General features: G+C 69.2%; 11 protein-coding genes and 1 pseudogene. 7 read left to right on the plus strand and 5 right to left on the minus strand.

The window, feature by feature from the left end:
* Positions 1 to 8 precede the first annotated feature (8 nt).
* The 7 genes from phnE (at position 9) to AB6807_RS14860 (ending at position 7,593) form a co-directional block, all read left to right on the plus strand.
* The gene (gene phnE, locus AB6807_RS14830) at positions 9 to 845 is read left to right on the plus strand and encodes a phosphonate ABC transporter, permease protein PhnE (RefSeq protein ID WP_286515271.1); all 837 of its coding nucleotides are present in this window, start codon (positions 9 to 11) and stop codon (positions 843 to 845) included.
* A gap of 2 nt (positions 846 to 847) precedes the next feature.
* Positions 848 to 1,939 carry an iron-containing alcohol dehydrogenase PsrA gene (gene psrA / locus AB6807_RS14835; protein ID WP_371085170.1) on the plus strand — a complete coding sequence of 364 codons (1,092 nt, stop codon included), beginning with the start codon at positions 848 to 850 and terminating at the stop codon, positions 1,937 to 1,939.
* A 61-nt stretch (positions 1,940 to 2,000) separates the two neighbouring features.
* Positions 2,001 to 2,828, plus strand: a complete 828-nt coding sequence (phnX, locus tag AB6807_RS14840) for a phosphonoacetaldehyde hydrolase (protein ID WP_371085171.1) — start codon at positions 2,001 to 2,003, stop codon at positions 2,826 to 2,828.
* Positions 2,829 to 2,996: 168 nt separating this feature from the next.
* Entirely contained in the window at positions 2,997 to 4,283 is a 1,287-nt protein-coding gene (gene guaD / locus AB6807_RS14845) for a guanine deaminase (protein ID WP_371085172.1), read from the plus strand.
* Between the two features lie 125 nt (positions 4,284 to 4,408).
* Positions 4,409 to 4,975, plus strand: coding sequence for a dCTP deaminase (gene dcd, locus AB6807_RS14850; RefSeq protein WP_018905384.1), 567 nt, complete (start codon positions 4,409 to 4,411; stop codon positions 4,973 to 4,975).
* A 111-nt stretch (positions 4,976 to 5,086) separates the two neighbouring features.
* Complete coding sequence (locus tag AB6807_RS14855) at positions 5,087 to 5,977, plus strand: neutral zinc metallopeptidase (RefSeq protein WP_116911203.1); 891 nt, start codon at positions 5,087 to 5,089, stop codon at positions 5,975 to 5,977.
* A 131-nt stretch (positions 5,978 to 6,108) separates the two neighbouring features.
* Positions 6,109 to 7,593 (plus strand): DEAD/DEAH box helicase, encoded by a 1,485-nt coding sequence (locus tag AB6807_RS14860; RefSeq protein WP_371085173.1) that lies wholly within the window; start codon positions 6,109 to 6,111, stop codon positions 7,591 to 7,593.
* Positions 7,594 to 7,647: 54 nt separating this feature from the next.
* On the opposite strand, the gene AB6807_RS14865 is transcribed toward AB6807_RS14860, so the two are convergent.
* The 5 genes and pseudogenes from AB6807_RS14865 to AB6807_RS14885 all read right to left on the minus strand — a co-directional run.
* Positions 7,648 to 7,881 carry a hypothetical protein gene (locus AB6807_RS14865; RefSeq protein ID WP_116911201.1) on the minus strand — a complete coding sequence of 78 codons (234 nt, stop codon included), beginning with the start codon at positions 7,879 to 7,881 and terminating at the stop codon, positions 7,648 to 7,650.
* A gap of 161 nt (positions 7,882 to 8,042) precedes the next feature.
* Positions 8,043 to 9,677, minus strand: coding sequence for a rhodanese-related sulfurtransferase (locus tag AB6807_RS14870; protein WP_371085174.1), 1,635 nt, complete (start codon positions 9,675 to 9,677; stop codon positions 8,043 to 8,045).
* Entirely contained in the window at positions 9,674 to 10,312 is a 639-nt protein-coding gene (locus AB6807_RS14875) for a cysteine dioxygenase (RefSeq protein ID WP_371085175.1), read from the minus strand. The genes AB6807_RS14870 and AB6807_RS14875 overlap by 4 nt, the downstream gene beginning before the upstream one ends.
* Positions 10,309 to 11,158, minus strand: a pseudogene (locus tag AB6807_RS14880) (ABC transporter substrate-binding protein); the annotation flags it as partial. The pseudogene AB6807_RS14880 and the gene AB6807_RS14875, both read right to left, overlap by 4 nt.
* Positions 11,159 to 11,638 (minus strand): integrase core domain-containing protein (locus AB6807_RS14885; RefSeq protein ID WP_371085176.1); only part of this gene is annotated, 480 nt, incomplete at its 5' end.

The following is an 11,638-nucleotide window of genomic DNA, read 5'->3' on the forward strand; positions in this document are numbered from 1 at the left end:
CATTGACCATGAAAAATTCATCTACCCACCCTTCGACTTCCTACGCCTGGACCGGCCCGCTGCCCGAGGGCCGCCGCGGCTGGTTCAACCTGCTCGTCGGGCTGTGCGTCGTGGCCTGGGCGCTGCAGTGGAGCGCCGACGGCGCGCAGCTCAGCTGGTCGGAGCTGGCGGCCGGGCTGCCGCAGATCGTCGACTTTCTGGGGCGCACGCTGCCGCCCGACACCCACATCCTGGGCCGGCTGCTGGCACCCGCGCTGGAGACGGTGCAGATCGCCGTGTGGGGCACGCTGCTGGCGGTGCTGCCGGCCATTCCGCTGTCGTTCCTGGCCGCGCGCAACCTGCAGAGCAGGCGCTGGGTGTACCAGGGCACGCGGCAGGCGCTGAACGTGGTGCGCAGCATCAACGAGCTGATCCTGGCGCTGGTGTTCGTCTCGGCCGTGGGGCTGGGGCCGTTCCCCGGCGTGCTGGCGCTCGCGCTGCATGGCGCGGGCATGCTGGGCAAGTTCTTCGCCGACGCCATCGAGGAGATCGACCAGGGTCCGCTCGAGGCCTTGCGCGCCACCGGCGCGCGGCCGCTGCAGGTGATCGTGTTCGGCGTGCTGCCGCAGGTGGTCACGGCGTGGATCGCGGTGGTGCTGTACCGCTTCGAGGTGAACCTGCGCTCGGCCACGGTGCTGGGCATGGTGGGCGCGGGCGGGCTGGGCTTCGAGCTGGTGAGCAGCCTGAAGCTGTTCCGCTACACCGAGACCGCCACCTGCATCATCGTGATCACGGTGATGGTGATCGTCGCTGACACGCTCTCCAGCCAGTTGCGCCATCGCATCCAGCGCAACGGCCGTCACTGACCATGTGGACCTGCTACAACCCCGTCGACGTGCACGCAGGCTGCGGCTCGCTGCAGGCGCTGCCGCGCCTGCTGGGCGCGCGGCGCGCCATTCTCATCGCGTTTCCCGAGGCGACCGGCCTCGGCCTGGTCGAGCGCATTCGCGGCCTGCTGGGCCAGCGCCTGGCCGCCGTGGAAACCGGTGTGCTCCCCAACCCCGACGTCGCGTGGCTGGCCCCGATGTACGAGCGCCTGTGGCGCGACCATGCGGACGTCGACTGCGTCATCGCGCTCGGCGGCGGCAGCGTGATCGACTGCGCGAAGGTCATGCTCACGCGCCCCGCGCATGGCGGCTTCGATGAGTTGATGGCCCTGCTCGAAGGCGCGGACGCGGTGCCCGCGGCCGGGCGCAGCCACCGCCGGCTGATCGCCGTGCCGACCACGGCCGGCACCGGCAGCGAGGTGACGCCCTGGGCCACCGTGTGGGACCAGGCGCGCGCCCGCAAGCTGTCGCTGCAGCTGCCCTGGACCTGGCCGCAGGCCGCCATCGTCGACGCCGAGCTGATGCTGAGCCTGCCGCATGAAGCCACGCTGGCCAGCGGGCTCGATGCGCTGTCGCACGCGCTCGAGTCGCTGTGGAACGTGCACCGCAACCCGGTGTCGGCCAGCCTGGCGGTGAGCGCAGCGCGCAGCATCGTCTCGACCTTGCCCCGCTTGCTGGCCGAGCCCGGGCGGCCCGAGCTGCGCGAGCGCCTTGCCACGGCCGCGCTGCAGGCCGGGCTGGCCTTCTCGAACACGCGCACGGCGCTGGCGCATTCGCTGTCGTACGACATCACGCTGCGGCACGGCACGCCGCACGGCATCGCGTGCTCGTTCAGCCTGCCGCGAATCATGCGGCTGGCGGCCGGGCGCGACCCGGCGCTGGATGCGCTGCTGCTGTCGGTTTTCGACGCTTGCGACATCGACGAGGCCGTCGCGTCGCTCTCGGTTTTTCTAGAGGACCTGGGCGTCAGCGTGGACCCGGTGAGCTACGGCATTGCCGAGGCCGACTGGAGCGACCGCATCGCGCAGGCGCTGGCCGGCGCGCGCGGACGCAACTTCGTGGCCGCGGCCTGAGCACCCATTCCACACATTCCACCTATTCGAGTTTCGAACTTTCTTCATCGACACCAACGCCATGAACACCCCTTCCACCCACGCTCCCTTGCCACCGCACAGCCTGCAGGCCGTCATCTTCGACTGGGCCGGCACGCTGGTGGACTTCGGCTCGCTCGCGCCCACGCAGATCTTCGTGGAGTCGTTCGCCAGCTTCGGCATCCACATCAGCCTGGCGCAGGCGCGCGGGCCCATGGGCCTGTCCAAGCGCGACCACATCCGCACCTTGCTCGAAGAGCCCGCCATCCGCGCGCAATGGCAGGAACGCTTCGGCGCGCTGCCCGGCGCGAGCGACATCGATGCGCTGTACGAGCGCTTCATGCCGATGCAGATCGAGAAGGTGGGCGCCTATTCGAAGCCCATTCCCGGCGCCATCGACACGCTGGCGTGGCTGCGCGCGCAGGGGCTGAAGATCGGCTCGTGCTCGGGCTACCCGCGCCAGGTGCTCGACGTGCTGCTGCCGCTGGCCGCGCAGGCCGGCATCGTGCCCGACCACGTGGTGGCCGGCGACGAGCTGGCGGCCGGCGGCCGCCCGGGGCCGTACATGGCGCTGGCCAACGTGCTGGCGCTGAAGGTGGGCGACGTGCGCGCCTGCGTGAAGGTCGACGACACCACCCCGGGCATCGAGGAAGGCCGCAACGCGGGCATGTGGTGCGTGGGGCTCACGCTGTCGGGCAACGAGGTCGGCCTGACCGAAGACGAGCTCGGCCGGCTCGCCCCGGCGGAAGTGGCCGAGCGCCGGCAGGTGGCGGAACGCCGGCTGCGCGACGCAGGGGCGCATTTCGTGATCGACAGCGTGGCGGAGCTGCCGGGCGTGATGCATGAGATTGCGCGGCTGCACGGCGGCTGACGCCGGGGCAAGGACGGAAGTGACGGCCGGCGTGCTTGCCGCTGCGCCGGGCTGATCGGGCGGAAAGGCTGTATAGAGGCCATATGAAGGCCATACGGAGCCCATATAGCACTCATATGCGCATGGAAATTGCGGTGCGCCGAGGCTGCATTACCCTCCGCATCCACGATGAAAAAAGCCTACCGCGCCTCCCTCCTGCGATTCGATGCCGCCGGCCAGCCCGTTTTCGATGAAGACGGCCTGCTGGTGGTCGCCCCCGACAGCACCGGCCGCCAGCGCGTGGTCGATGCCGGCAGCCACGCCGCGCTTGCGCCGCGCCATGCCGATGCCGAGCTCACCCACCTGCCAGGGCGCATCCTCGCGCCGGGCTTCGTGGACATGCACATCCACTTTCCGCAGACCGACATCATCGGTTCGCCCTCGCCGGGGCTGCTGCCCTGGCTCGAGAACTACACCTTTCCGGCCGAGAGCAAGTTCGCCGACCCCGCGCATTCGAACGAAGTGGCCGACGTGTTCTTCGACGAGCTGCTGCGCAACGGCGTTACCACCTCGCTGACCTTCGCGACCTCGCACGTGGCCTCGGTCGATGCCTTCTTCGAGGGCGCGCAGCGCCGCGGGCTGCGCATGATCACGGGCAAGGTGCTGCAGGACCGCAACTCGCCCGACGGCGTGCGCGACGAGGCCGAGCAGAGCCTGATCGACTCCGAGGCGCTGATCCGCAAGTGGCACAACGTCGACCGGCTGGGCTACGCCATCACCCCACGCTTCGCGCCCGCGAGCACCGACGCGCAGATGCGCGGCGCGGGCGAGCTGGCCGCGAAGTACGCCGACACCTGGATCCAGTCGCACGTGGCCGAAAACCGCGACGAGGTGGCCTGGGTGCGCGAGCTGTACCCGCACTCACGCTCCTACCTGGACGTGTACGCCGGCTTCGGCCTGATGCGCGAACGCGCCGTGTACGCGCACTGCATCTACCTGGACGACACCGACCGCGCGCTGCTGCGCGACACGAAGACGGCCGCCGCCGTGAGCCCGACCAGCAACCTGTTCCTGGGCAGCGGCTTCTTCGACTTCGGCGCGGCCGACCGCGTGGGCTACCCCTACGGCCTGGCCAGCGACGTGGGCGGCGGCACCAGCTTCAGCCCCTTCCACACCATGATGGCCGCGTACTACGTGGGCCGGGAAGGCCAGACCAAGACGGGCCTGAGCATCGCGCCCTCGGAGCTCTGGTGGCGCCACACCGGCGGCGCGGCGCGCGCGCTGGGGCTCGACGGCGTGGTCGGCAACCTGCAGCCGGGCTGCGAGGCCGACTTCCTGGTGCTGAACCCGGCGGCCACGCCGCTGCTGGCGCGCAAGACGAAGCTGGCGAACACGCTGGAGGAAATGCTGTTCGCCATGATCGTGCTGGGCGACGACAGGCTGGTCGAGCGCACGGTGATCTCGCAGGCGGGCTGAGCGGGCGGGCTGAGCAGGCGGGCCGATCCCGCGCGCCGGGGGAGGGCAGGCCGCGGGTGGGCCGTTGGCAAGGGCGCCCATGCCACAATTCGGCCCCGATTCCCCCGCAGCAGCAGCGAGCGCATATGAGCATCAAGAGCGACAAATGGATCCGGCGCATGGCCGAGCAGACCGGCATGATCGAGCCCTTCGAACCGGGCCAGGTGCGCGAGGCCGCAGGCCACAAGATCATCAGCTACGGCACCTCGAGCTACGGCTACGACATCCGGTGCGCGCCTGAATTCAAGGTCTTCACCAACATCCACAGCACCGTGGTCGACCCGAAGAACTTCGACGAGAAGAGCTTCGTCGACATGCACGGCGACTACTGCATCATTCCGCCGAACAGCTTCGCGCTGGCGCGCACGGTGGAGTACTTCCGCATTCCGCGCAACGTGCTCACCATCTGCCTGGGCAAGAGCACGTACGCGCGCTGCGGCATCATCGTCAACGTGACCCCGTTCGAGCCCGAGTGGGAAGGCTACGTGACGCTGGAGTTCAGCAACACCACGCCGCTGCCCGCCAAGATCTACGCCGGCGAAGGCTGCGCGCAGGTGCTGTTCTTCGAGAGCGACGAGGTCTGCGAAACCAGCTACAAGGACCGCGGCGGCAAGTACCAGGGCCAGCGCGGCGTCACTCTGCCTAAAACCTGACGCCATGCCGGGCCGGGCGCTGACGCCCGGTTACCCCGCGCGGCGCGGCGGCAAGTACCATCCTGCGAACCCCGGCAAATACGCCAGCACCAAGCCGGCAAGGAGAGCGCGATGAGATGGGAAGGCAACGAACAATCGGACAACGTCGAGGACCGCCGCGGTGAAGGTGGCGGCGGGGGCGGTGGTGGCGGTTTCATCGGCGGGCGCGGCATCGGCATCGGCACCATCGCGGTGGCGCTGATCGCGGGCTGGGTCTTCGGCATCAACCCGCTCACCGTGCTCAGCCTGCTGAGCGGAGGCGGTGGCCAGGCGCAGGTGCAGCAGCAACAACAGGGGCCGGCGCCCAAGCCGCCCTCCGGCGACCGCGAGGCGGCCTTCGTTTCCACGGTGCTCAAGAACACCGAGGTGGTCTGGACCGACATCTTCAAGCAGAACGGCGGCACGTACCATGCGCCCCGGCTCGTGCTGTTCCGCAACGCCACGCCCACGGCCTGCGGCACGGGGCAATCGGCCATGGGGCCGTTCTATTGCCCGGGCGACCAGAAGGTCTACATCGACCTGGGTTTCTACGACACGCTGAAGAACCAGCTCGGCGCGCCGGGCGAGTTCGCGCAGGCCTACGTCATCGCGCACGAGGTCGGCCACCACGTGCAGGACGAGCTCGGCATCACCGCCAAGGTCGACGGCATGCGCAACCGCCTGAGCCAGACGCAGAACAACGCGATGAGCGTGCGGGTCGAACTGCAGGCCGACTGTTTCGCGGGCGTGTGGGCGCACCACTCGCAGGAATCGAAGAAGTGGCTCGACCCGGGCGACATCGAGGCCGCGATGAACGCCGCGCAGAAGATCGGCGACGACGCGCTGCAGCGTTCCGCGGGCCGCGCGGTGGTGCCCGACAGCTTCACCCACGGCTCGAGCGCGCAGCGCCAGCGGTGGTTCGGCGCGGGGTACCAGAGCGGCGAAATCAAGGCCTGCGACACGTTCAACGCGCGCAGTCTTTGAGTTCGAAGCGCTCGCAGGGCGCGTTATTGCTGACTTGGTTGCTATTGAATAAATAGCAATTCCGCCGACGCGGGCGTTGTCATGCGGCCGTCACTGCCGTTTTTTGCGGCAATGCGACAATAGAAGGCTTAATGACAAGCTCCTTCTCCAATCTAATGCTGGCGGAACCGCTGGCGCGCGCCGTGGCCGAAATGGGCTACGAGACCATGACACCCATCCAGGAGCAGGCCATTCCGGTCGTGCTTTCGGGCCAGGATGTGATGGGCGCCGCCCAGACCGGTACCGGCAAGACGGCGGCGTTCTCGCTCCCGTTGCTCCAGCGCATGCTCAAGCACGAAAACGCCTCGACCTCGCCCGCGCGGCACCCGGTCCGGGCCCTGGTGCTCCTGCCCACGCGCGAACTCGCCGACCAGGTCGCGCAACAGGTCAAGCTGTACGCCAAGTACACCAACCTGCGCAGCACGGTCGTCTTCGGCGGCATCGACATGAAGCCCCAGACGCTGGAACTGAAGAAGGGCGTCGAAGTGCTGGTCGCCACGCCGGGCCGCCTGCTGGACCACATCGAGGCCAAGAACGCGGTGCTCAACCAGGTCGAGTACGTGGTGCTCGACGAGGCCGACCGCATGTTGGACATCGGCTTCCTGCCCGACCTGCAGCGCATCCTCAGCTACCTGCCCAAGCAGCGCACCACGCTGCTGTTCTCGGCCACCTTCTCGCCCGAAATCAAGCGCCTGGCCGGCAGCTACCTGCAGAACCCGGTCACCATCGAGGTGGCGCGTCCGAACGAAACGGCCTCCACCGTCGAGCAGCGCTTCTTCAGCGTGAGCGACGACGACAAGCGCCGCGCCCTCACGCAGATCGTTCGCCAGCGCGGCATCACGCAGGCCTTTGTCTTCGTCAACAGCAAGCTCGGTTGCGCCCGCCTGGCACGTTCGCTCGAACGCGACGGCCACCGCACCACCGCGCTGCACGGCGACAAGAGCCAGGACGAACGCCTGAAGGCGCTCGCCGCGTTCAAGGCCGGCGAAGTCGACCTGCTGGTGTGCACCGACGTCGCGGCCCGCGGCCTCGACATCAAGGACGTGCCCGCCGTCTTCAACTTCGACATTCCCTTCAACGCGGAAGACTACGTGCACCGCATCGGCCGCACCGGCCGTGCCGGCGCGTCCGGCCTGGCCGTGAGCTTTGCCAGCGGCGGCAACGACGCACGCCTGGTGGCCGACATCGAGAAGCTGATCAAGAAGAAGATCGAGCTCGAGCCCGTCGAGTGGGACGAAGACCGCCCGCGCGGCCGCATCAACGACGGACGCCGCCACTGGCGCGAAGAAGGCGAAGCCGGCGACGCACGCGATGTGCTCGACCAGCCGCGTGAACGCAGCAGCAGCCTGAGCGGCGGCGATGCCCGTCGCAGTGGCAGCGGTGGTGGCGGACGCCCACACCGCGCGCCTTCTGCCTCGCGCGACCCGTTCTTCGACAAGCCCTACGAACCCGGCGCGGCCGACGCAACGCCCGCATGGGAAGCCGCCGCCAAGGCAGCGCCCGCACGCGGCGTGTCGAGCAACATCAAGAGCAAGCGCAAGGTTGCGGCACTGTTCAAGAGCGCCGAGCCGAGCTGACCCCAGCCAAGCTGAGGTGTAAAAAAAGCGGCGCAATGCGCCGCTTTTTTCATTTCAGCGCCAGCCGCGATGCCAGCCGTACTGCGGGTGGTGCCAGCCCCAGCCGTAGCGCGGGTGATAGGCCCACACGAAGCCCACGCCGGGCGACACGTAGGTCGGCTGCACATAGGCCACGCCCGGCGGCGCTGCATAGACCGGTTGGGCCGGCGCAACCACGCAGCCGGTGAGGGTGGCTGCCAGCGCGGCGGCAGACAAGGCGAGCGCTGTGGATCTGGTGGTGAATCTCATGGCGAAGCTCCAGGGGAGTTGTTGTCGGTGTTCACAACCAACGCCTCGCCACTTCGCCGGATGACCTGCGGCGCGCCAGTCGGTGCGCCTTTACCCGGGCGCAACAGTGTGACCGTTCTGTTGTCATCCTTTCAACGCGCTTTCGCCGCTGAACGCCAGCCTCAGATCACGTGGAAGTGATGCGTGCCGTCGCGCCCCAGTTGCGCGACCAGGCCGAACTCCCAGTCCAGGTAGGCCTGCATGGCTTCCGCGGGCGCGTCCGTGCCTTCGTAGGGGCGGCGGTAGCGGTCGGTACGGGGCGTGGCCAGGCGGGTCTCGCCCGTCTCGGCCTGCAGGCCTGCCGCGAACCACGCAGTGTTGCCGCCTGCGAGCACCAGCACCTCGACATCTTTCTTGCCGCGCGCATCGAGCAACGCGCGCAGATCGGCCGCCGCATAGCGCGCGAGCAGGCTGCTGCCGCAGGTGAGCACATAGCGCGGCGAGGCCGGCACCACCGCATCGATCGCGTTCGCCAGCTGCGCACGAATCGCATACCAGGCGCCCGGAATGTGCCGCTTCACGTAGTTGGCGCTGGTGGTCACGTCGATGAGCGCGGTGTCGCCTTGTTTCAGCAGCGCGGCCAGTTCGGCCGGCGAAATCTCGGCCACCGCCGGGTCGACCGGCGGATAGGCGGGCGCCGGCACCGCCGTCTCGGTGAAATCGGCCACGCCCGGCACGGCGTCCGACACATAGACTTCCCACCCCATCTGCGCCAACCACGACGCGCTCATCGACGCGCGCACGCCGTCGTCGTCCGCCAGCACGATGCGTGCGCCGCGCACCGGCACCTGGTGGTCGGTTTCCTGCACCAGTTGCCCGCCAGGCGCGCTGGCAAAGCCGGGCAGGTGGCCCGCCGCGTATTCCTCGGGTGTGCGCACGTCGAAGCGGTACACGGTGCGTCCGGGCGCTTCCAGCGTCTGCACGGCGTCGAGCGCGATGCGGCGCACGCCGGCCGCATCGGCCACGCGCCGCGCATCGGCCTGGGCCTGCGCGCGGTGCGCGTCCGACACGGCGGCGCGGGCTTGCCGGGCGGCGCCGTGGTCCAGCACCTGGCCGGCCAGCTTCCAGCCGATGGTGCCGTTGCGCAATGCCGCCACCGGGTTTGGAATGCCCGCGTTCACCAGCGACTGCGTGCCGATGATGCTGCGCGTGCGCCCCGCGCAATTGACGATCACCTGCGTGGCCGGGTCGGGTGCCAGTTCGCGCACCCGCAGCACCAGCTCCGCGCCCGGCACGCTGGTGGCCGAGGGGATGCTCATGGTCTGGTATTCGTCGAAGCGGCGCGCGTCGAGCACCACGATGTTCGCCTTGCTGTCGACCAGCGCCTTCACCTCCGGCGCGGAAAGCGAAGGCGTGTGCCTTTCATGCTCGACCAGTTCACCGAAGGACTTGCTCGGCACGTTCACGTCGCGGAACAGCTCGCCGCCGGCCCGGCGCCAGCCTTCGAGCCCGCCTTCGAGCAGGTGCACGTGGGTGTAGCCGAGCGCGGCCAGCGTCCGTGCCGCGAGCGGGGCGCGGTCCGTGCCGCCGTGCTCGCCGTACAGCACCACCAGCGTGTCGCGCCGCGGAATGCGCCGCCAGGCCTCGATCTCGATGCGCGACAGCGGCAGGTTCGCGGCCCACAGCGGATGTTCCTGCGCGAACGGGTCTTCCTCGCGCACGTCGAGCAGGGCGGTTTCTTCGCGGGCGATAAGGCGTTCGCGCACGGCGGCGAAAGAAAGAACGGGGAATGAAACAGAAGCAGAGGCTGTCGTCATGCGGGTGTCGAGGAAGACCTGAGTTCGGCGCTGCGGTCCCACAGGTTGGGCAGCAGCGCGTTGGAGTAGCCGGAGACGAAGGGCTTGCGCACGTCCTGCGCCGGGTCGGTCGGGTAAGTATGCCGCCGCACCGCGCCGATGTTGGCGCCGTACACGTGGATGCTGATCGACACGCGGTCGGCGTGCGCGTTGTGCACGCGGTGCAGGTCGCCGACGGTGGGCGACACGGCTTCCACGTCGCCCGCGTCCAGTCGCACCGCGTCGCCGTGAGCCTGCACGCGGCCGGTGCCGTCGGGCGCGAAGCCCTGGCTGTACTCGGCGCCGCGCAGCATGCCGATCAGCCCCCACACCGTGTGGTCGTGCACCGGCGTGGCCTGGCCCGGCCCCCACACGAAGCTCACGACCGAGAAGCGCTCGGTGCTGTCCGCATGCAGCAAGAACTGCTGGTAGCGCGTGGGGTCGGGCTGGGCGAAGGCCTCGGGCAGCCAGTCGTCGCGCGCCACCAGCGTGCGCAACAGCGCGCCGCCTTCGCGAAGGATGCGGGGCTCGTCGGGCGCGCTGTCGAGCAGCCGGCCGAAGGCGACCACGAACTCGCGCAGCGGCGCAATCGAGGAGGGCGTGTCGATGCCGCTCACGCCGCGCGCTTCCACACGCTCGTGTCGGTGATCGCGCGCACGTCGACACGCACCGGCAGGATGCCGTCGCGCGCCGAGCGGTCGGCCACCGTCTGCAGCGCCGCGATGTCGGCCTCGCTCACCGGCCGGCCCGCCACCGACGCGCGCGCGGTGATGAGGCGCGACGACTCGATCGGCAGCCGCGTGAGCTGGCTGTACGCCTGCGCATAGGCCTCGGGGTTGGCCAGCGCCCAGTCGCCCGCGCGCGCGAGCCGGTCCAGGAACTGCACGATGGCCGCGCGCTTGGCCGGGTCGGCCAGCGACGACTCGGTGGCCGTGATGAAGCCCAGCGCCGTGTTGATGCCGCGCCCGTCGCGCAGCACGCGGCCTCCCTGCTGCAGCGCGATGGTGTAGTAGGGGTCGAACACCGCCCAGGCGTCGATCTGCTTCGAGGTAAAGGCCGCGGCCGCGTCGGTCGGCAGCACGAACTTCACCGTGACCTCTTCGCGCTTGACGCCGGCTTCCTCGAGCGCGCCGTAGAGCTGGTATTGCGAGATGCTGCCGCGCGCCGACGAGACGACCACGGTCTGCCCGCGCAGGTCGGCCACGCTGCGCAACTTCGAGTCGGGCTGCACCACGGATGCCCAGCGAATCGGCCTTGCCGACGCGCGTGGCGACGATCTTCAACGGCGTCTTGCCGACGGCCGCGGCCAGCACCGGCAGGTCGCCGGCCATGGCCGTGTCGACGGCGGCGCTGCGCTGCGCCTCGAAGAGCGGCGCCGCGCCCTGGAAGTTGGCCCAGCGAAAGGCGAAGGGGGCGCCCTCGAGCGCCCTGGAGGCTTCGAACAGCGAGCGCAGGCCGCCGGCCTAGTTGTGAAGCGTCAAGAGGTTGTTTCTTGACGATTTGATTCTGGACATAGGCGCGATGCCGCCGATGCCGCTGTGCGGGCGATGCCAGTTGTAGTGGTGCTGCCAGCTTGCCAGGGCATCGGTTCGGTGAGCTGAGTTCTGGTAGGTCCAGCCGTAGGCCCACTCGCGCAATGCGGACTGGATGAACCTCTCGGCCTTGCCGTTGGTCTGCGGCCGGTAGGGCCGCGTGAAGCTGTGTTTGATCCCGAGTTCGACGCAAGTTGCCCTGAAGTCTCGCGAGCGGAACGCCGAACCGTTGTCCGTCAGCAGTCGCTGCACGGTGATGCCCAGGCGGGCGTAATAGGCCACTGCATTGCGCAGGAACAGGACTGCCTGTGCCTGCTTCTCGTCAGGATGCATGGCTGTGAACGCCAGTCTTGCGTGATCATCGATGGCCACGAACAGCGTCTCCCAGCCCGCACCATCGACCGAGTCGCG

Origin of the sequence: Variovorax sp. RCC_210 (assembly GCF_041355175.1) — a bacterium.
Lineage (GTDB): Bacteria > Pseudomonadota > Gammaproteobacteria > Burkholderiales > Burkholderiaceae_C > Variovorax.

Coding starts and splice junctions, on each gene's coding strand:
- dcd (WP_018905384.1), top strand. CDS start 4,409: ATGAGCATCAAGAGCGACAAATGGATCCGGCGCATGGCCGAGCAGACC.
- guaD (WP_371085172.1), top strand. CDS start 2,997: ATGAAAAAAGCCTACCGCGCCTCCCTCCTGCGATTCGATGCCGCCGGC.
- psrA (WP_371085170.1), top strand. CDS start 848: ATGTGGACCTGCTACAACCCCGTCGACGTGCACGCAGGCTGCGGCTCG.
- phnX (WP_371085171.1), top strand. CDS start 2,001: ATGAACACCCCTTCCACCCACGCTCCCTTGCCACCGCACAGCCTGCAG.
- AB6807_RS14870 (WP_371085174.1), bottom strand. CDS start 9,677: ATGACGACAGCCTCTGCTTCTGTTTCATTCCCCGTTCTTTCTTTCGCC.
- AB6807_RS14865 (WP_116911201.1), bottom strand. CDS start 7,881: ATGAGATTCACCACCAGATCCACAGCGCTCGCCTTGTCTGCCGCCGCG.
- phnE (WP_286515271.1), top strand. CDS start 9: ATGAAAAATTCATCTACCCACCCTTCGACTTCCTACGCCTGGACCGGC.
- AB6807_RS14855 (WP_116911203.1), top strand. CDS start 5,087: ATGAGATGGGAAGGCAACGAACAATCGGACAACGTCGAGGACCGCCGC.
- AB6807_RS14860 (WP_371085173.1), top strand. CDS start 6,109: ATGACAAGCTCCTTCTCCAATCTAATGCTGGCGGAACCGCTGGCGCGC.